The organism is Microbacterium sp. MYb45 (assembly GCF_002979655.1).
In the GTDB taxonomy this organism is placed as follows: domain Bacteria; phylum Actinomycetota; class Actinomycetes; order Actinomycetales; family Microbacteriaceae; genus Microbacterium.
In genome coordinates this window covers 1-18,774 of the sequence record NZ_PCPG01000021.1, presented here as the reverse complement: position 1 = coordinate 18,774, position 18,774 = coordinate 1, and the positions used below count along the sequence as shown (strand labels likewise).

Below are 18,774 nucleotides of genomic sequence, written 5' to 3'. Positions count from 1 at the left end.
CCTGCCGATCAGCCGTTGGCGGCGAGATACGCGGCGGTCTGTTCCTTGCCGCGTGCGACGAACTCCTCCGCGGTGATGGTGCCCGAGAAGAGGGCGTCGTCCAGAGGCAGCAGGATGTCGTTCCACCACGACGGGTGGAGCGCTGCGGCGAGATCGTGCGACTGGGTGACGGAGTCGGCATTCTCGATCTGCTCGACCAGCCCACGCAGCGTCTCCGGCTGCTCCACGCCCGAGCGCGCCGCGATGAACCCGGCATCGGACGCGTACAGCTTCTGGAACTTCTCCTGAGCGGCGAAGGCGAGGAACTGGTTCGCCGCGTCCATGTTCTTGCTGTCGGCATTTATCGCGAGCCCGCTCGCGGTCACCTCGACCGTCGGTGTGCCGCCCGGAACGGCCGGGAACATGAACGTCCGAGCCGTGAAGCCGTCCTTCTGCTGGTCTCGCGTCTCCCCTTCCATGTACGACCCGCCCAGCATGAAAGAGTGCGCTCCCTGCGCCCACTGATTCTGCGCATCCGGGTACTTCGTGCCCATGTAGTCGTCCTGCAGGTAGCCGCCGTCGACGATCTGCTGGACGCGCTGCGCAGCCTCGAGGACGTACGGCTGATCCCAGTTCTCCGGTGCCTCCGCGAGCGAGCGGAGCGCTCCCGGCCCTTCGGCCTGCACGAGCAGCTGGTAAAGCCAGAAAACGTTGTAGCTGGGCACCGTGCCATCCGCGCCGAGGGGGGTGAGGCCTTCCGCCTTCTGCTCGTCCAGGAGGGCGATGAAGTCGTCCCACTCCTGCGGCGGGTCGCTCTCGAGTTCGGGGAACTGCGACGCGTCGAACCAGATCGCCGAGGAGTTGACGTAGGTCGGCAGGATCCCGACGCCCTCCTCACCCGATGCCGCCTCTCGGACGGCGTCCGTGAAGCTCTCTCCCACCGAGATGTCCTCGCCGGGGATGTCCGTCTCCATCAGCTCGTCGAGGTCGGCCAGGAAGCCCCGGCCCTCGTAATCGAGGATGTTCCGGCTTCCCGCGTCGAAGAGGTCGGGCCCGGTCCCGTTGCCGAGAGCGTTGATCAGGTTCTGCGTGACCTGGCGACCGAGGTACTCGACCTCGACGTCGATGCCGGTCTCCTCCGTGAAGGCGGTGCGTACGGTTTCGAAGATCTCCTGCTGCGCCTCGCCGACGTTCCACGCCGACCAGTAGGTGAGAGTCGCCTTCGTGTCGTCATCGTCGCCCCCACGGATCTGTGTGCCGCAGCCGGCCGTCACGAGAGTGGTGACGAGCAGCGCTCCTGCCGCGGCCGCAACGCGGCGGCGAGCGCGATTCGAACTCAAATTCATTACGTACTCCTTTGTGACGTAGCTTCAGGATCCGCTCGGGATGCGCGGTGTTCTCTGATTCAACGGGCCCTCAGAAGAATGAATCAAGCATGAATTCCGATTGATTCTCGGCCGATCACGCGGGCGCGCCGGAGAGCGCGCGACCGCGGGGTGACGCCCGCGAAGCGTGGGAGGGGCGGGCGGTCTCAGAAGTGGAGTTCGCACTCCGCCTGGCGCGCCCCGGAGGCGAGGGTCACCGCCACGCGGGAGCCCACGATCGCCACGGACCCGCCCGCGCAGGACGAGCTCGACGGGATTCCGAGGCCATCGAACGTCACGCTCAGCGCCGTCACGGATCCCGCGTGCTCATCGATCGCGATGATCACCGCACCATCGGCACGGGTGCTGACGGCGACGGTGCACGGCGCACTCGCCGTCACCCCGTCCACGGTCACCGCCCGCCAGAACGTGAACAGACGCGTCTCGCGCGCGTCGAACCGCAGCGCCTGGCACTCGGCGGAGTTCGCTAGCACCGCGAAGTTCGGTGCTGCTGCGAACGCCTGCGTCTCGGCGAGGGACGCTCCGGGCAGCACCGCGTACTGATACGACCGACCGGAGAAGTTCTGGCCATGCCAGAGCCAGAGGGTGAGGTATCGGCGTGCATGCGGAGTCGCGTCGATGCCGGCCGTGGTGTTGATGTCGGCCCAGGAGCCCGCGCGTTCCTCGCGCTTCATCTTCACGCTGCCACCGACCGGGAAGAAGTACCCGCCGACACCGTCGATGTGGACGCTCAGCGGGCCGGTCGCGTTCTCCGTGCGCGAGCTCGGCAGGGTCGCGATGCGGACGACACCGTCGACGCGCAATGTCGCCGCTCCCGCGGCGTGGAGATTCCGGTTCTCGACGACGGTCTCGACGATGCCCCCGGTGCTGGAGGAGATGTCAGCGCCCAGGGCGACGAGGACGCCGTCCTGGAGGAACCAGGCCTTGCGGGCGTGCATGTCGCTGCCGCGGAACGCTCCCCCCGTCCCCGCCCGATCGTGCGGCGCATGGAGATCCTGCGCGAAGACCGTCGCCGCGTCAGGGGAGTCCGACATCACGGACGATCCGCCCGTCCATTCCCCCGGCGGACGCCCCTTGCCGGATGTGCCGCCGATCCGATCCGGGAGAGCGAGCTGCTCCACGGTCGTGCCCGGCAGCCGATAGCGGTCGACGGTCGGCCAGAACTCGTCGTCGTAGTGGGAGGTGTCGGCGTCGTACACGTACGTCATGCCGCTGCCGGAATGGTAGCCGCGGATGTTCTCCAGCGTGCTGCATTCGTACCAGGCGATCGTCGGACTCGATGCCGAGATCGCGATCGCGTGGTCCGCGTTGCGCACGATGCACCGAGCCATCGCGTTGAAGACGGTCGCACCGGCGGACGGTTCGGGGAGAGCGGCCACCGCGCTGTTCATCAGCGCGACGACCAGGCCCGTCCTCGCCACCGACCCCGTCTCGAAGATCCGCCCGGTGGAGTCCTCGTCCACCCAGGAGCGCACGCGCCCGCGGATCTGCGTCGCCACCGGTGCAGGAGCGGCTTCTGCGAGCAGGAGCAGCCCCTCCACCGCCTGGAAACCGGCATCCTGACTACGGGCGAGCGGGCGGGCGACAGCGCGGCCCCGCACGTGGTCCATGACCCTGCCGCGGTAGACGACCGGCAGGTAGCTCTTCCCGACCAGGGCGAAGAATGTCTCGTACTCCGGTCCGGCTGCTCCGAGGTCGAGGAGTGCGAACAGACGCGACGCCGCGAGCAGGAGCTCGATCCCGTACGAGCCCGTGTACGGGACGCTCGCATGCTGGATCATCGAGCCGTCGGCGTGGAAGCCGTCTCCCTCCAGGACGGTCGCCCACACCGGCGCCAATCCCGCGCGCGCTCTCTCGAGCCTCGGGACGTCTCCGTCCAGAAGAGCACGGACGATGACCGTCTGGCACATGTCCATCCGGTTCGCCCCGGTCGACTCCTTCACGGGAAGCCCCTTCAGCGGATCGAGGAACCACGGGTCCGGCACGAAGTGGTCGATCGCCGCACACCCCGCAGCGACCTGGGCGGACGGCAGCTCGTCGCCGACGAGCACGAGGACGCTCGCGAGAGCGCGGGGCGATCCGATCTGCCAATCCCACCAGTTGTCCGCGGCGGCCATCGCGGTGCCGGACGCGAATCCCGCCGCAGTGAGTGAGCCGAGACCCGAGGAGATCTGCGCGACCAGGGTCGAATCGGCATGATGAATCGAGCCCGGGGTCGCCCATGCCACGGCGAAGTCGAGCAGCCGCGTGTACGACTGGCGGATCTTCTGCGCGGTGCGCACGCCCTGAGCATCGGGATTCACGCCCGTCACCGGCAGATCGGTGAACACCGACGCCGCGGTGGGATCGAGCATCGCCCGCCACCCGGTGACACGGGCGTCCAGCGCCGAAAGCGCCGTCGCGAACCTCGCATCGGAAGAGACGACCTGGTGGCGACCGGTGATGATGTCCGCCCATCGCGCCCGCAGCGCCGGGTCGATCGTCGTCGTGCCCGCCCACGGCTCGGGGAGCACCGAGAAGATCGACTCTGCGAGCGTGAGTGCCGCCATGCCTGTGGACACCCGAAGAAGGGTGCGTCGCGTGAGCTGAACCATGAATCTTCCTCCGCATCGTCGCGTCTGAGACGGAACGTAGCTTCGGGTGAAGGAATGAGTCCAGAGTGAATGCGACGGTGGAGACGACCGACGGCCTCTGCCCGAGGCACGGTGCACTCAGCAAAAGGAACCGTGCCCCGGACACAGGCCGCCGGGCGCGAGAGGGTGTGTCAGCCCAGGTGCACCCGCTCGGTGCGCTGGTGCTGGCGGCCGAGCCCCTCGATCTCGATCGTCATCTCGTCGCCGTCCTGCAGGTACGGGAAGCGTCCGGAGAGCGCGACACCCTGCGGGGTGCCGGTGTTGATCACGTCGCCCGGCTCGAGCACCAGGTACTGGCTCAACTCGTGCACGATCTGCAGCACGGGGAAGATCATGTCGGCTGTCGAGGAGTCCTGACGCGGTTCGCCGTTCACGAAGGAGCGCAGCCGCAGCGCCTGCGGGTCGACCTCGTCGGCGGGCACGAGCGCGGGCCCGAGCGGGTTGAACGTCTCGGAGCACTTGCCCTTCGACCACTGTCCACCCGACACGTCGAGCTGGTACGCCCGCTCCGACACGTCGTTAGAGATCGTGTACCCGGCGATCACCTCGCGCGCGGCCTCCGGCGACGACAGGTAGCGGGCGGTCTTGCCGATCACGATCGCCAGCTCGACCTCCCAGTCGACCTTCTCGGCGCCCGGCGGCAGCAGCACGACGTCGTCCGGGCCGACGACGGTGTTCGGATGCTTGAAGAAGATCACCGGATGCTCGGGCGGCAGCGACCCCGACTCGGCCGCGTGCGCGGCGTAGTTCTGACCGATGCAGACCACCGCGGTCGGACGCGCGACCGGGGCGCCGATGCGCAGTCCGTCGACGTCGGCCGTGGACAGCTCGCCGCCGCTCAGTGCCGCGCGCACCCGGGCGATGCCGTCGGACGCGAGGAAGGCGCCGTCGATGTCGGCGGTGAGGGGTGCCAGGTCGTAGACGACGCCGCCCTCGCGGACGTACGGGCGTTCGTGGCCGACCGGGCCCAGTCGCAGCAGTTCCATGATGATCCTTCGGTCAGCGCGCGGCGGCGTAGGTCGGGTTGACGATCGGCACGGACTCACCGGCGAGATACCGGATGATGTTCTCGGCCGCGTGCACGGGCAGATCCGCCAGGGCCTCGGGCGAGAACCAGGCGGCGTGCGGGGTCAGGAGCACCTGTTCGAGGTCGCGCAGCGGCGAGTCGGCGGCGAGGGGCTCCCCCGCGAACACATCGAGGGCGGCGGCACCCAGGTGCCCGGCGCGCAGCGAGTCCGCGAGCGCATCCTCGTCGATGAGCGGGCCGCGGCACGTGTTCACCACGACGGCGCCGGGCTTCATGGTCGCGATGGCCGCAGCATCGACCAGGTGCCGGGTCTCGTCGGTGAGCGGCACGTGCAGCGTGAGGATGTCGGCCTGCGCCACGGCATCCGGAATGCTCACGGGCTCGCAGCCGGCATCGCGCACGGCGTCGGCGGGGGCGTAGGGGTCGGCGACGAGCACCCGGAAACCCAGCGCTCGGCATCCGCGGGCGACCATCGACCCGATGCGACCGAAGCCGAGCACCGAGACGGTGGTGGCCGAGGGACGCACGGCGAGCGGGCGGGCGTCGACGGCCTTCCAGGTGCCGGCGCGCACGGCGCGGTCGTAGGCGGGGAGACCGCGGGCCTGCGTCATGATCATCGCGATGGTGTGCGCGGCGACCTCTTCGATGCAGTAGCTGGGGGTGTTCGCGACGGCGATGCCGCGGGCGGTGGCCGCCTCGACGTCGACCATGTCGTAGCCGATGCCCACGCGGCTGATGATGCGCAGGTTCGGCATCCGGTCCATCACCTCGCCGGTGATCTGCGCCCACTGCACGACGAGCCCTTCGGCGTCGGAGCCGGCGGCGGCGATGTCGTCGAGGTTGCCGGATGCGGCGCGCTCGGCGCGCAGCCCGGCCTGCCGGAGGGTGTCCTCGATGACGGTTCCTGGCAGGTCGCAGTCGCTGACGAGGATGAAGGGCTCAGTCATGAGAGCGATGCTATAGCATCTAGCAGATGTCCGCACGGCACTACGGTTGGCCATCATTTGCTATAGCATCGGACGCATGACTACGCGCCGCGCTCTGATCACGGGGGCCAGTTCCGGTATCGGAACCGCCGCCGCCCTCGACCTCGCCCGCGAGGGCACCGCCCTCTGGATCACGTACGCCGGACGGGAAGCCGAAGCTCTCCGCGTCGCCGAGGAGTGCCGGGCGGCAGGCTCCCCCGAGGTGCACGTCTCGCGTCTCGACCTGCGCGAGCGCGAGTCGATCGACGCGCTGGTCGGCGAGATCACGGACGCCTGGGGCTCGCTGCACGTGCTCATCAACAACGGCGGCGTGTGCCCGTACACCGCCTACGACGACATCGACTTCGACGAGTGGGACATGGTCCTCGAGACCAACGCCCGCGGCACGTTCTTCCTCACCCGCGGCGCCCTTCCGCTGCTTCGGGCCGCCGAGGGTGACCGCTCCGTGATCAACATCGCGTCGATCGCCGGGCAGGTCGGCGCGCTGCAGACCGGCATCCACTACGCCGCCAGCAAGGGGGCGATCCTCGCGATCACGCGCAGCTTCGCCCGACACCTCGCAGCGGAGGGCATCCGCGTGAATGCGGTCACCCCGGGCCCGGTCAAGAGCGCGATCACCGACCAGCTGCAGGGGGCGGGCCGCGAGAAGCTCGAAGCCGGCATCCCCCTCGGCGCGTTCGGCCAGCCCGAGGACGTCGCCTGGATCATCACCTCGCTCGCGTCGGAGCGCGCCCGCTTCATCACCGGCGCCACCTACGACGTCAACGGAGGCGTTCGCATTGACTGACCACGCTGCCGCCGACCGTTCCGCCGCATCCCGCTCCGCCGCTGATACCGTCCAGGCGCAGCTCGACGCGTTCAACGCGCACGACCTCGACGCCTTCGTCGCGACGTACGCCGCGGATGCCGTGATCACCGGCGTCGCTCCCGAACCGGTGGTGGGCTCGGCCGCGATCCGCGCGTTCTACGAGCCGCGGCTGCAGAATCCCGAGCTGTCGTGCGTGATCGAGACGAGCGTGCTGTTCGGCACCCGCTGGGTCGTCGCGCAGGAGCAGGTCATCAACGCGGGCGTCGCGACCGAGACCATCGCCACCTTCGACGTGGTCGACGGACTGATCTCCCGCGCCTCGATGCTCAAGGCCTGAAGCGCGCAGGACGCGGCGTCACTTTCGGCGGTAGACGTCCGAGCGGTGGGCGATGCGCAGCACGTACACGGTACGCGCGTCCTCATCGACGCGAACGACGACACGATACGCGATACCGATGTAGCCGCTGCGCTGCCCTTCGAGCTCAGCGCCGAGCGCCTTGGTCGTGCGCAGCGGATTCTCGGCGAGCGGACCTTCGAGGAACCGGAGCACCGCGTCGGCGAGCTTGGGTTCCAGACGATGCAGTGCGCGAACAGCAGGGCCGGTGAGCTGGATGTCGTAGGGCTCCGGCATCACCGGCGAGCCAGCTGCTCTCGCACTTCTGCGAGACTCAACGTGCGACCCGCAGCGATATCCGCATCTGCCTCCGCCACCTCTTCGACGTGCTGCGGATCCTGCAGCAGCGCGAGAGTGGCCTGCAGCGCTTCGAGATCATCGACGCTCAACATGACGACGGCGGGTCGCCCGTGGCGCGTGATGGTCACCGCCTCGTGCGTGGTGTCCACTGCTTCCACCAACTGCGAGAACCTGTCCTTCGCCTCGCTGACCGAGATCGTCTGCACGTCCATAAATCTAGCCTAAAGTCAGGCCAGTTTATAGGCCAATATTCTGTCCGCAGCTTGCTCCTCCGCGCGAGAACCCGCTTGTCCCAACGATGGGGCTGGGCTGCGGGGGCGGCCCTCTCGGCATGAAGGAGATCTCCCAGAATGAAGGAGCCTTCCGCGAGAACGCTCCTTCATGTCGTGGTTTCTCCTTCAGCACGCGCGGGCGCAGCTGCAGCACGCGTGGTCACAGCTTCAGCACACGCGGTCGCAACGTCAGCACACACGCGCGCCCGGGTCACTCGTGCTCGGGCAGGGTCGGCGACGACCACCCAGGATCGCGCCCCAGCTGCGCCGCCCGCGCCACCGAGGTCGAGCCGTAGCGATCACGCAGCGTGTCGAGCACGGAGTCGAGTCGCGCCTCATCGCCCCAGTCGATCGGCAGCTCGGGCTGCACGTTCCCGGCGCGGTCGAGCTGCGACAGCGAGATGCCGATCAGGGTGATGCCGCGCGCCGTGATGTCGGCCTGCGCCGCGGCGAGCAGGGTGCGGGCCACAGTGAGCACGATGGCGGTGCGATCGGTCGGCGCGCGGAGCGAGCGGGAGCGGGTGGCCTTCGTGAAGTCGCCGAAGCGCAGCCGCAGCACGACGGTGCGGCAGACGCGGTCGCCGTCGCGGAGGCGGCGAGCGAGCCGGTCGACGATCTGGGTGAGGATGAGGTCGAGCTCCTCCGCGGACCGCGGGCGGCTGCCGAGGGCGCGCTGCGAGCCGACGGATCCGCGCCGCCGGGTGGTGTCGACCGGACGCGGATCCCGCAGCCGGGCCAGCGCGTGCACATGGGCACCCGTCGCCTTGCCCAGCATCCTCTCCGCCGTCGCGGCCTCGAGCTCGGCGAGCTCACCGACCGTGCGGATGCCGTAGCGGTGCAGCTTCTCGGCCGTCACGGCCCCCACACCCCACAACCGTTCGACCGGAAGGGGAAGCAGGAACTCCTCCTCGCGCTCGGGTTCCACGACCAGCAGTCCGTCGGGCTTGATCACGGCACTGGCGACCTTCGCGAGGAACTTCGTGCGCGCGACCCCCACCGAGATCGCCAACCCGGCCTCCGTACGCACGCGTTCCCGCAACCGTGCCGCGATCTGCTCGGGCGTACCGGCGATGCGCCGCAGACCACCGACCTCGAGGAACGCCTCGTCGATCGAGAGCCCCTCGACGAGCGGCGTGGTGTCGCGGAAGATCGCGAACACGTCTTTGCTCGCGGCGGAGTACGCGTCCATGCGCGGGGGGACGACGACGGCATCCGGGCAGAGCTCGCGCGCCTGCCGGCCGCCCATGGCCGTGCGGACGCCGCGCGCCTTCGCCTCGTAGCTCGCTGCCAACACGACCCCGCCGCCCACGATGACCGGTCGACCCCGCAGTTCCGGGGCGTCGCGCTGCTCGACCGACGCGTAGAACGCATCGAGGTCGGCGTGCAGCACCGTGGCTTCCCCGCGCATCCGTTCTCCCGTCGACGTGCGGATCGTCGCACGGACCGGGGACATCCGGCTCGGGATCGAACGAGGGCGGCCTGATGTCCGTGCTCGCGGATATCGTCGGCGCGTGCCGGAACCGGTGATGCAGTGGTGGGCGCGACGGCAGTTCTCCCGCGGTCGCGCCGTTCCGTATGACGTGGGCACGTACCGCGCCGGATGGGCGGCATACCCGGAGCTGATCCGGCAGTACCACCCCGAGCTCAACCACGGCATCGCGCTGTCGCAGGTCCCGCTCGCGGCCGATGTGCTGCTCTGCTGGGAGTGCCCGGTCGGACACCGGTTCGCCGCCACCCCGACCGAGCAGCGCGAGCGACCGGGCCAGGTGCGGCGCCGCTCCGCGTGGTGTCCCGAGTGCTCCGCCCTCGCCCGTCCGCAACCGGTCGTGCTCGGCGAGGCACGCGCCCTCCCGCGCAAACCCCGTCGCCCCGCGCCCGCTCTCTGCACCCAGACGCCCGATCTGCCCGCCGGAACCGCGTTCGTGAGCGCGTGCGCTCCGCGCCCGGCATCCGCGGTGGAAGGACGTCTACGGGCAGACCTCGGAGCGCTGATCGAGTTCGACGCGGCGGTGAACGCGGTGAAAGTGTCGCGCCCGTTCTTCCGCCACACGGAAGTCTGGCCGGACATCGTGTTCCCGGAACTGCGCGTCGCGCTCGAGTACGACACGGTCGGCCGTCACGGCCTCGAGCACGTCGGCAAGCGGCAGGATGCGGATCTGCGCAAGGACCGCGCCCTCCGCGCTGCGGGGTGGGAGGTCATCCGCATCCGCACCGGCAAGCTCGAGCCTCTCGGTCCGCACGATCTCGCGCTCTCGTCGGTGAGCGCGAAGAGCATCGCGCGCATCATCGACGAGCTGCGGGCGATCCGCGGTGCGCTGCTCGTGGATGCGTACCTCCGGTGAGACGGTGCCGCACTTCCGGCCACCCGCCGCGAAGGAGAACTCCTGAAATGAAGGAGCCGACAGCGCAGAACGTCCTTCATTCCGCGACTTCTCCTTCAGAACGCGCGACGCGACTGCCGGAAGTCGCCGCCTCAGTCCTTCCCGAACCGGAACACGCCGGGATCGAGCGTGAACCCGAGCCCCACGGCATCCGTCGGCCGGATCCGCCCCTCGAACGACGGACCGCCGAGCACGAACGACGGCGCCGGGTCGTAGGGGTTGACGCCCCGCGCGAAGGTCTCGACGCCGATCCCCAGGTGGGCGGTGACCTCGGGGTAGACATGCCCCGAGACGGGCACGCCGCGCTCGGCCGCCCATCCGATCAGCTCGCGCGCCGGGGTCACACCACCGATCGCGACCACATCGAGCCGCAGCGCTTCGACCCCGCCGACCTCGACCAGAGCCTTCAGCACGGCGGGGTCGGTGACCTCGTCGCCGACCGAGACGGCAAGTCCCGATTCCCGGCGGATGCGCGCGACACCTGCGGCGTCTTCGGGGAGCAGCGGGTCTTCGAGCCAGGCCAGCTGCGGGTCGCCCCACTGCGCGATCTCGGCCAGGGCGGCATCGGCATCCGGCCAGCCGAAGCCGACGTCGACGATCAGACCGGTCGCGGAGGGCAGCTCGGCGTTCAGCAGGGCGAACAGTTCGCGCATATATGCCGGATCGGGAATGCGGGAGACCTTCACGTACGTCCAGCCGTCGGCCTGCGCGAGAACCTCGTCGGCGACCTCGCGCGGAGGCCGGTCAGCCGACGGATACGCGGCGACGAGGATCGAGTCCCGCGGCGCGTCTCCGGTGCCGAGCAGCGTCCACAGCGGCACGTCCGCACGCTGGGCTGCGATGTCCCACAGCGCGATGTCGACGAGGCCGATGGCCCGCCGCACGAGCCCCACCCGTCCGACGATGGCGCTGCCGCGCAGCATCCGCTCCCAGGTCGATGTCGGGTCGTCGGCATCCGCACCGACCGCATGCGCCGCGACGAGCCGGTCGACGATCTCGGCCATCGGCGCCTCGCGCGACAGGCAGTACGCGACGCCGGTCGTGCCGTCGTCGGCGAACGCCTGCACCGCGCTGTACTCGCGGCGGGTCACGGTCATCGCGCCCAACTGCAGGGGCGCGGGAAGGGGCAGCACGGCCGTGGCCGTGTCGATACGGGCGATCGTGCTCATTCGGGCTTCTTCGCGAGGGGTACGCCGTAGTCGACCATGAAGCCGCCGTCGACGTAGAGGGTCTGGCCGTTCATGTAGCGGGACTGGTCTGAGACGAGGAAGCTGACGGCCGCGGCGATCTCGCTCGCATCGCCCAGGCGCTTCGCGGGGATGCGCGACAGGATCGTGTCGAGGCTGAGCGTGCCCGCCTCGACACCATGCCGGAAGACGCCCGTGTCGACGTAGCCGGGCGCGACTGCATTGACCCGCACGCCACGCGAGGCCCACTCGGCACCGGCGGTCGAGGTGAGGCCGATCACCGCCGCCTTGGTCGTGGCGTAAGGCGCACGCCCCGCCGACCCGCGCGACGAGATGGACGAGATGTTCACGATGCGGCCGTCGCCGCGCTTCAGCATCCGCTTCCCTGCGGCCTGCAACGCCGAGAAGACGCCGTGCAGGTTCACGTCGACCACGGCCGACCATTCGTCCCAGCTGAGGTCTTCGATGCCGCGGTGGCGCTGGATGCCGGCGTTGTTGACGAGCACCTCGATGGGTCCGAGCTCGGCCTCGATCTCGCCGAACACCCGGTCGACGCCGGCGTGGTCGGTCACGTCGAGCTCGCGCCACAGGATGCCGGCGGGGTTCTCTCCCGCGGTGAGTCCGGGCACGCGGTCCGCGGCGACGACCCTGTAGCCGTCGGCGGCGAGGCGCTGGCCGATCTCCCAGCCGATGCCGGCGGATCCTCCGGTGACGATGGCGACGGGCGCGGTCATTGCTCTCCTCAGGGGGTTCGAGATTTGCTATAGCAAGTGTAGTGGCCGGGTGACTCAGCGGTCGAGCAGATCCGCGACGACCGCCGCGACATGCTCCTCGAGCAGGTCGAGCGCGCCGGGAGCCAGCGGCGTCTGCCACGCCTGATACGCCCCGCGGTCATACGCGTCGCGTGTCGGCAGGTACACGAAGCCGGGGCCGTTCGTGAGGTTCATCACGACGATCGGCGTCTCGGGGAACCGCGCTCGCAACGCGGTCTGCAGGCGCGAGTACGCCTCGCCCGGATGCCCGACGATCACCGCATCGCCGAGCCGCCAGGCCCAGACCGGATGCTGCACCGTCGGGCCGTCGATGTACCCGTCACGCAGGTTGCGCGCGCGGCCGAGGCGTTCCTCGCGGGAGCGCGGGTCGATGTCCTTCCACTCCTCGGCGAGCTCTTCCAGCGTCGGCAGGTCGCGCAGCGGCAGCTCGACCGACGTCACCGAACCGGCCGCGCCCTCCCCGCCGAGAGCCACCTCTCCCGCCCAGATCGCCAGCGGCGCTCCCGACTCCACGACGCCCTCGAGCGTCAGTTCCTCCCCCGGCGCCGGCAGCGAATCGAGGGCCGCGAGCACTGCGTGCCCGAGCGAGCGTCCGTGGCGGTCGGCGACCGTGACGTCGCCGGTGTACTGCTCGCGGGGCGCCAGCTCGCCCGAGGCGCCCTGCACGAACAGGCACGGCGCACCCGTGGCGGCCTCGACGATCTCGCGCATCGCGCCGACGTAGTCCGGCGACACCTCACGGCTCTGCCAGGCGAGCGTGGTCGGGTGGCAGGCATAGTTCACGAGCGTGCCGCGCACGACACCGTCGACGCTGAGGCGGCCGATCATGACGGTGTCGTCGGCGGCGCCGGCGGGATTGAAGCCCACGAGCGCACGACCGTCGACGTCGAGCTCGCGGTCGGCCGCGAGCGTGCAGCGGCCGGTCGTCCACTCGATGAGTCCGAGGACCGCGCCGTCGAGGGCCTCTCGCCCGGCGGCGATGCCCGCGGCGGCGAGAGCTTCGAGGTACCCGGGGATGAGTTCGCCACCCGGCAGGTGCGCGTCGGCGGCACACAGCACCGCGCCCGCGTGGGTGTGCGAGAGCGAGAGCATCAGCTGGTCGGGGTCGAGTCCGAGGCCGTCCAGGATCGCGCCGCGGACGCCCTGCTCGTCGGCCACGCGGCGCCACCACGTGCCGTCCACGGCGAGCAGCACGCGTGGCCGCCCGTCTCCCGCGATCACGGCGAGCGCGGTCAGTTCGAACGGACGGTGCGCCCCCTCGGAGCGCTCCCAGTCGGCGGGCCCCCAGTTCTTGGCACGGATGCCGAGCGGCGGAGTGATGTCGCGCCGGGCGACGCCGATGCGCGCTCGGGTGCGGGGGATGCGGATGCGATCGCCGAGCTGGGTGGCCGCTGCCGTGTCGTTCAAACGAGGTCCTCCATGTTCTCCATGATGCCGGTCACGCACTCGTCAGCACGTCGGCGATCAGCACGCGGTCGCCGGCCTCGGGGAGATCCGCCTCGACGCCACGCTCGACGTTGTCGCTGTACAGGAGCGTGGAGGGATCCGAGAAGCCGTCGGCCAACCGCAGCCGCCCTCCGACGAACTGACTGCCGGTGACGCGCGCGTGGTTGACGCCGGCACCGATGTCGACGTGCGCCACGCCCTTCGGCGCCGTCGAGGTCAGGCCGCTCAGACGCCAGGTGATGACCCCCGATCCGGCGGCTCGGGACAGCATGGCGCCCTCCGCGCGCTCGGTGCTGAGCTCGACGCCCTCCAGCGCGATGGCCTGGTCGCGCACGGCGGTCGCGGAGAGCACGGCATCGCGCACCGAGCCGCCCCGGATGGTGACCCTCGACGCACCGATCTCGGCGGGCGCGCCCTTCGCCGGGCCGCTCAACCGGCAGTCGACGAACTCGACGGGTCCGGAACCGCGCGCCTTCGCCCCGTCGATTCCGGTGATCGTGCAGCGCACGAAGCTGACGGGAACCGTGACCGGGGTCTGGATGAGCACCTGGTCTTTCGGGAGCGCGAAGGTGCTGTCCTCGATCGTCGTCGGCCGCGACGATCGGGCCGACCGCTGCCCGATGGCGAGCAGCCCGGCCGTGCAGCCGCGAACCTGGGCACCGTCGGCGTTGATCGTCATGGTCGCCTGCGGGTCGAAGGTCGACCGCCCGATCACGCGCACGTTCTCCAGCGTCAGGTCGCTAATCTTCGTGCCGGCGACGAACCATGAGCAGACGTGATCGCGCACCGTGATGCGCTTGGCGGAGGTACCCCACTGCGCACCGGAGTTGGCGATGTCCATGAGCCCCGAGTTGCCGATGAAGGTGAGGTCGTGCTCGTACTGACCGTGGGTGGTGAACGGGTTGCCGCCCTGATCGTCGCCGTCACCATGGCAGTTCTCGACGAGGCAGTAGGCACTGGCGGTCAGGTCGTTGAGGTGCCGCGCGTTCGACGACGTGCAGTCGCTCACCCGCCCGTAGAGGCAGTAGATCTGCTGTGTGAGATACCCCGCGCCGCCGTAAAACACCGTGGGCGGGTTCTCGACCGAGCAGCGTTCGGTCGTGAAGTGGGTGTTCCACCGCCGCATCACGACGGGCCACCAGGTGCGACTGGCGTGCACATCGGCGACATCGCATCCGATCGCGTACTCGAAGGCGATCGGGTGCGAGCCGGTCAGCTCGCGGGCGTCGGGGAACGAGCCGTCGGTGGGTCCGTCGAAGGGCCCGGCGCCGAGGAACCGCATGTTCGAGATGCGCACCCCTTCGACGGGAGCCATCTGCCGCCAGGTGAGCGTGCGGCCCTTGTCCAGCGGCCAGCCGTTGAGATAGTTGATCCGGATGTGCTGTCCGTCGATCTGCTGCGTCACCTGGACGAACCGCTGGAGCTCGCGCTCATCGGCGCCGCCCCCGGCGACCGTGTCGCACTGCACCGCCCACCAGGTGTCGACCGGGAACTTCGCCGCATCGGGGACGGCGACCGCATCCGTCAGCTCAGGCCAGGCCTCGGCCAGCTGATGCTCGACGACGACGTCTCGGGACACCCCGGTGAAGAACATCACGGCGCCGAACGGGTTGTCGTGGGTGTTCGGCTCGATGCCCTCGGTCGCGATGACATGCCCGCCGAAGTCGATCTCGAGATGGGAGCGCGTGAAGCGATGCCGCTTCTGGAACAGCAGATCCGTGTGCGCTTCGATCCGCCGGGTGCGGGGATCGTTCACCATCGCGGCGAGCGCATCATCGGCCGCCTTCTCGGGCCCCGTGATGCCGAAGACCCGGAAGTCGAGCGTGCCGTCATGCTGCAGCAGCCAGGTGGTGCCGCGCGTGCCGGCGACCACCGTGCCGCCGTTGGGCTTGATCTTCGCCGCGTCGGACCCCACGTACACGAGCAGCCCGGCGTCGCCCGGTGTCCGGTAGCCGGCGACGATGGCCACCTCGCCGGCCCGCGCACGCAGGCGGGACAGGTCGGCGACGGTCTCCGCCCTGGTGATGTCTTTCGCACCCATGGTGACGGGGGCCGCCTGCGCGGGTGTCGCGACGGCGAGGGAGCCGGCAGCGCCGAGCGCGACCGCACCGAATCCGGCCATGAGGGCGCGGCGTCCAGTGGAACGCACCGCGCCCTCCGCGTCAACGGCCATCAACGCACCCCGGTCTTCGCGTTGGCCTTCAGGAGGACCTCGGCGGGAACGGTGAAGTCCGCGCGTCGGCTCAACACGAACGCGATGGTCGCACCGAGCAACGTGAGCCCGGCGATGAGGAGCAGCCCCCAGATCGCCGACCCCGTGGTCTCGCTGATCCAGCCGATCGCATACGGGCCGGCGAACCCGGCAAGGTTGCCGACCGAGTTGATGAAGGCGAGCCCGGCAGCGGCCGCGGTGCCCGTGAGTACCATCGGCGGCAGACTCCAGAACAGCGGCGTCGTCGAGAACAGTGCGGACATGCCGACGCACAACGCGACGAGGGCGAGGATCGGCGTGCCCTGCGCGGCAACCGCCGCGATGAGCGAGAGCGCGGTGATGGTGAGCGTGATACCGATCTGCAGGGGGATGTTGCCCTGCTTCCTGGCCGCGCGCTCCCACGGCAGCATGACGAGGGCTGCACACAGGTTCGGTAGCGCGACGAGCCACCCGGTCGTGACGTTGGAGAAGTCGCCCATGCTCTTCACGATCGTCGGCAGCCACATGCCCAGTCCGTAGGCACCGAAGACGACTCCGAAGAACAGCACGATCAGCGTCCACAGACGTCCGTTGCTGAACACCTCGCGCAGGCGCAGACGCCCGTGCTTCTGCTCGGTGGCCGCCGTCTCGGCGGCGAGGGTGTCGTTGATCCACCGCTGTTCGGTCGGGTCCAGCCAGCGAGCATCCTGCGGACGATCGGGCAGCCAGAAGAAGACGACGAACGCGAGGAGCACGGCGGGGATGCCCTGCAGCAGGAAGACGAGCTGCCAGCCGTCGAGCCCCCACATGCCGTGGAGTTCGAGCATCCAGCCGGACAGCGGCGCGGCCACCGCATTCGCGATCGGGTTGGACAGCACGAACACCGCGAGCACCTGGGTGCGGTACTGCCGCGGGAACCAGAGCGTGAGGTAGAGGAGCACACCGGGGAAGAAGCCCGCCTCGGCGATGCCCAGGACGAACCGGGCGATCGCGAATTGGGTCGCGTCCTGCACGAAGGCGGTGAGGGCGGCGACGAGTCCCCAGGAGACCATGATGCGCGCGATCCACTTGCGGGCGCCGAAGCGCTCGAGCAAGAGGTTGCTGGGCACCTCGAAGAGCAGGTATCCGATGAAGAAGATGCCGGCGGCGAACCCGAACGCGGCCTCGGTGATCTGCAGCGCCGCCGTCATCTCCAGCTTGGCGAAGCCCGCATTGTTGCGGTCCATGTAGGCGACGAGGTACAGCAGCCCGAGGAACGGGCCAAGGCGCCAGATCGCCTTCTTCATGGCGGATGCCCCGACTTCTTCGGGCGTGCGCGTATCGGGGGCGATTCCGGTCCCGGACATGACAACTCCTTCGTTCGTCCTCGTTCAAGTGGCTTTGCTATAGCATCTAGCAAAACCAGGGCGGTGTCCACCGATCCGAGAAATGCCATAGCATCGAGCGAACGAATGCGCACCACTCGACGAGGCTGCGCCGCGGATCGAGAGGGCACCCGAATGCGCAGCGTCTCGGATCAGAACATCGCCGAACAGGTCGCGGACGAGTTGCGCGCCGCCATCCACTCCGGAGAGCTCGCGCCCGGCGAGCGCCTCGTCGAACGAAAGCTCGCCGACCGGCTCGGTGTGAGTCACATCCCGGTGCGCGAGGCCCTGACCCGCCTGGCCGAGGAGCGTCTGATCACCCGCGAGCCCCGCCGCGGAGCCCGCGTCGCGCAGCTGAGCGCGCAGGACCTGGAGGAGATCTCGAGCCTGCGGATCGTGCTCGAGCAGTTCATGGCCATCCGGGTGCAGGAGCGCTGGAACGAGGAATCCGCCGCCCGCCTCGGAGCCATCATCCAGGCGATGTCGGATGCGGCACCCGGCGACATCGACGAGGTGCTGCGCCAGGACCGCCTGTTCCACGAGACCCTCGCCGACCTCGCCGAGCATCGCTTCCTCGACGAGGTGAGCGGTCAGCTGCGCGGACGCATCACCGGATTCCTGCACGCCGCGAACGCGGCGCTCGACCCCGCCGAGCTCGAGGAGCACGTGCGCAGCCACCAGCAGATCGTCGACGCCATCGCGAGCGGCGACCCCGACCGGGCGCAGGCGGTCATCACCGAGCACGTGACCCGCGCGGTCCGGCGCATCACCCCCTCGGCCGAAGCCGAGTGACACGGCCCGTGCCCCAGAAGACGATCGTCCTCACCGGAGCATCCGACGGGATCGGTGCAGCCGCCGCCCGCCAGCTCGCCTCGCCGTCGAACCGCCTGATCCTGGTCGGCCGATCCGTCGAGAAGACCCGCGCGGTCGCGGAGGAGACCGGATCGGACTGGTTCACGGCCGATTTCGCCCGCCTCGACGACGTGCGGGCGCTGGCGGGGAAGATCACGGATGCCGTCGGCGATGGCGGCATCCACGTCCTGGCGAACAACGCCGGCGGCATCTTCGGAGATCAGACCCCGACCGTCGACGGCTTCGAGAAGACGATGCAGGTCAATCACCTGGCGCCGTTCCTGCTCACGAATCTGTTGCTGCCGCAGCTGTTGGCATCCGGCGGCGTGGTCATCAACACCTCGAGCATCGCGCACCGCCTCTTCGGGCACATCGACGTCGACGACCTCGACAACGCCCGCCGCTTCAGCCCGAACAAGGCCTATGGCGACGCGAAGCTCGCCAACGTGCTGTTCGCGAAGAGCCTGCACACGAAGTTCCACGCCGACGGACTCAGCGCGGTGGCGTTCCACCCGGGCACCGTGCAGACGAACTTCGCGTCCGACTCGTCGAGCATCATGCGGCTGCTCTACCGCACGCCCCTCAAGCACCTCCTGCTCATCGGCGCGGACAAGGGCGGCGACACTCTGCGCTGGTTCATCGAGGGCACCCCCGGCGACACCTGGTTCTCCGGCGCGTACTACGACGAGCGCACCCTCACCACGAAGGTCAACCCGCAGGTGAACGACCCGGATCTCGCCGAGGCCCTCTGGCAGCGCAGTGCCGAGCTCGTCGGCATCCCGTCCCCCTGACCCCC

At 69.6% G+C, this 18,774-nt stretch carries 17 protein-coding genes; 5 read left to right on the top strand and 12 right to left on the bottom strand.

Annotation, left to right across the window (positions count from 1 at the left end):
* Positions 1-8 precede the first annotated feature (8 nt).
* From CQ034_RS19160 to CQ034_RS19145, 4 genes are all read right to left on the bottom strand, one after another.
* Positions 9-1,325 (bottom strand): ABC transporter substrate-binding protein, encoded by a 1,317-nt coding sequence (locus CQ034_RS19160; RefSeq protein ID WP_105712352.1) that lies wholly within the window; start codon positions 1,323-1,325, stop codon positions 9-11.
* Positions 1,326-1,510: 185 nt separating this feature from the next.
* Positions 1,511-3,958, bottom strand: coding sequence for a polysaccharide lyase 8 family protein (locus tag CQ034_RS19155; RefSeq protein ID WP_105712351.1), 2,448 nt, complete (start codon positions 3,956-3,958; stop codon positions 1,511-1,513).
* Between the two features lie 170 nt (positions 3,959-4,128).
* Positions 4,129-4,983: a fumarylacetoacetate hydrolase family protein gene (locus CQ034_RS19150; RefSeq protein ID WP_105712350.1), complete on the bottom strand. Its 855-nt coding sequence runs from the start codon at positions 4,981-4,983 to the stop codon at positions 4,129-4,131.
* A 13-nt stretch (positions 4,984-4,996) separates the two neighbouring features.
* Positions 4,997-5,971: a C-terminal binding protein gene (locus CQ034_RS19145; RefSeq protein ID WP_105712349.1), complete on the bottom strand. Its 975-nt coding sequence runs from the start codon at positions 5,969-5,971 to the stop codon at positions 4,997-4,999.
* A 76-nt stretch (positions 5,972-6,047) separates the two neighbouring features.
* On the opposite strand from CQ034_RS19145, the gene CQ034_RS19140 reads away from it, so the two are divergent.
* Together CQ034_RS19140 and CQ034_RS19135 are read left to right on the top strand one after the other, a co-directional pair.
* Positions 6,048-6,797: an SDR family NAD(P)-dependent oxidoreductase gene (locus CQ034_RS19140; protein WP_029263139.1), complete on the top strand. Its 750-nt coding sequence runs from the start codon at positions 6,048-6,050 to the stop codon at positions 6,795-6,797.
* Entirely contained in the window at positions 6,790-7,155 is a 366-nt protein-coding gene (locus tag CQ034_RS19135; protein WP_105712348.1) for a nuclear transport factor 2 family protein, read from the top strand. Before CQ034_RS19140 ends, CQ034_RS19135 begins: the two co-directional genes overlap by 8 nt.
* An 18-nt stretch (positions 7,156-7,173) precedes the next feature.
* On the opposite strand, the gene CQ034_RS19130 is transcribed toward CQ034_RS19135, so the two are convergent.
* From CQ034_RS19130 to dinB, 3 genes are all read right to left on the bottom strand, one after another.
* Complete coding sequence (locus CQ034_RS19130; RefSeq protein WP_105712359.1) at positions 7,174-7,449, bottom strand: type II toxin-antitoxin system RelE/ParE family toxin; 276 nt, start codon at positions 7,447-7,449, stop codon at positions 7,174-7,176.
* Positions 7,449-7,724 carry a type II toxin-antitoxin system Phd/YefM family antitoxin gene (locus CQ034_RS19125; protein WP_181156387.1) on the bottom strand — a complete coding sequence of 92 codons (276 nt, stop codon included), beginning with the start codon at positions 7,722-7,724 and terminating at the stop codon, positions 7,449-7,451. Before CQ034_RS19125 ends, CQ034_RS19130 begins: the two co-directional genes overlap by 1 nt.
* A gap of 271 nt (positions 7,725-7,995) precedes the next feature.
* Entirely contained in the window at positions 7,996-9,192 is a 1,197-nt protein-coding gene (dinB, locus tag CQ034_RS19120) for a DNA polymerase IV (RefSeq protein ID WP_105712358.1), read from the bottom strand.
* A gap of 118 nt (positions 9,193-9,310) precedes the next feature.
* Here dinB and CQ034_RS19115 point away from each other — a divergent pair, with 118 nt between their 5' ends.
* Positions 9,311-10,126, top strand: coding sequence for a zinc-ribbon domain-containing protein (locus CQ034_RS19115; RefSeq protein ID WP_181156389.1), 816 nt, complete (start codon positions 9,311-9,313; stop codon positions 10,124-10,126).
* A gap of 131 nt (positions 10,127-10,257) precedes the next feature.
* On the opposite strand, the gene CQ034_RS19110 is transcribed toward CQ034_RS19115, so the two are convergent.
* From CQ034_RS19110 to CQ034_RS19090, 5 genes are read right to left on the bottom strand one after another with little or no spacing between them, the layout of a single operon-like run.
* A complete protein-coding gene (locus CQ034_RS19110; protein ID WP_105712346.1) occupies positions 10,258-11,334 on the bottom strand; it encodes a mandelate racemase/muconate lactonizing enzyme family protein in 1,077 nt (358 codons plus the stop codon).
* A complete protein-coding gene (locus CQ034_RS19105) occupies positions 11,331-12,086 on the bottom strand; it encodes an SDR family NAD(P)-dependent oxidoreductase (protein ID WP_105712345.1) in 756 nt (251 codons plus the stop codon). The genes CQ034_RS19110 and CQ034_RS19105 overlap by 4 nt, the downstream gene beginning before the upstream one ends.
* Positions 12,087-12,140: 54 nt before the next feature.
* Complete coding sequence (locus tag CQ034_RS19100; protein ID WP_105712344.1) at positions 12,141-13,532, bottom strand: hypothetical protein; 1,392 nt, start codon at positions 13,530-13,532, stop codon at positions 12,141-12,143.
* 31 nt (positions 13,533-13,563) lie between these two features.
* On the bottom strand, positions 13,564-15,744 hold the full coding sequence (locus CQ034_RS19095; protein ID WP_258134286.1) for a DUF4148 domain-containing protein: 2,181 nt from the start codon (positions 15,742-15,744) through the stop codon (positions 13,564-13,566).
* Positions 15,744-17,108: an MFS transporter gene (locus tag CQ034_RS19090; RefSeq protein WP_105712342.1), complete on the bottom strand. Its 1,365-nt coding sequence runs from the start codon at positions 17,106-17,108 to the stop codon at positions 15,744-15,746. The genes CQ034_RS19095 and CQ034_RS19090 overlap by 1 nt, the downstream gene beginning before the upstream one ends.
* A gap of 153 nt (positions 17,109-17,261) precedes the next feature.
* Between CQ034_RS19090 and CQ034_RS19085 the strand changes: the two genes are divergently transcribed.
* Entirely contained in the window at positions 17,262-17,918 is a 657-nt protein-coding gene (locus CQ034_RS19085; RefSeq protein WP_029263151.1) for a GntR family transcriptional regulator, read from the top strand.
* An 8-nt stretch (positions 17,919-17,926) separates the two neighbouring features.
* On the top strand, positions 17,927-18,769 hold the full coding sequence (locus CQ034_RS19080; protein WP_105712357.1) for an SDR family NAD(P)-dependent oxidoreductase: 843 nt from the start codon (positions 17,927-17,929) through the stop codon (positions 18,767-18,769).
* The last annotated feature ends 5 nt before the right edge of the window (positions 18,770-18,774 follow it).

Bases quoted from the DNA above. Each gene is read 5' to 3' on its own strand.
- CQ034_RS19160 (WP_105712352.1), bottom strand. From the start codon at position 1,325: ATGAATTTGAGTTCGAATCGCGCTCGCCGCCGCGTTGCGGCCGCGGCA.
- CQ034_RS19155 (WP_105712351.1), bottom strand. From the start codon at position 3,958: ATGGTTCAGCTCACGCGACGCACCCTTCTTCGGGTGTCCACAGGCATG.
- CQ034_RS19150 (WP_105712350.1), bottom strand. From the start codon at position 4,983: ATGGAACTGCTGCGACTGGGCCCGGTCGGCCACGAACGCCCGTACGTC.
- CQ034_RS19145 (WP_105712349.1), bottom strand. From the start codon at position 5,971: ATGACTGAGCCCTTCATCCTCGTCAGCGACTGCGACCTGCCAGGAACC.
- CQ034_RS19140 (WP_029263139.1), top strand. From the start codon at position 6,048: ATGACTACGCGCCGCGCTCTGATCACGGGGGCCAGTTCCGGTATCGGA.
- CQ034_RS19130 (WP_105712359.1), bottom strand. From the start codon at position 7,449: ATGCCGGAGCCCTACGACATCCAGCTCACCGGCCCTGCTGTTCGCGCA.
- CQ034_RS19125 (WP_181156387.1), bottom strand. From the start codon at position 7,724: ATGGACGTGCAGACGATCTCGGTCAGCGAGGCGAAGGACAGGTTCTCG.
- dinB (WP_105712358.1), bottom strand. From the start codon at position 9,192: ATGCGCGGGGAAGCCACGGTGCTGCACGCCGACCTCGATGCGTTCTAC.
- CQ034_RS19115 (WP_181156389.1), top strand. From the start codon at position 9,311: ATGCAGTGGTGGGCGCGACGGCAGTTCTCCCGCGGTCGCGCCGTTCCG.
- CQ034_RS19110 (WP_105712346.1), bottom strand. From the start codon at position 11,334: ATGAGCACGATCGCCCGTATCGACACGGCCACGGCCGTGCTGCCCCTT.
- CQ034_RS19105 (WP_105712345.1), bottom strand. From the start codon at position 12,086: ATGACCGCGCCCGTCGCCATCGTCACCGGAGGATCCGCCGGCATCGGC.
- CQ034_RS19095 (WP_258134286.1), bottom strand. From the start codon at position 15,744: ATGGCCGTTGACGCGGAGGGCGCGGTGCGTTCCACTGGACGCCGCGCC.
- CQ034_RS19090 (WP_105712342.1), bottom strand. From the start codon at position 17,108: ATGTCCGGGACCGGAATCGCCCCCGATACGCGCACGCCCGAAGAAGTC.
- CQ034_RS19085 (WP_029263151.1), top strand. From the start codon at position 17,262: ATGCGCAGCGTCTCGGATCAGAACATCGCCGAACAGGTCGCGGACGAG.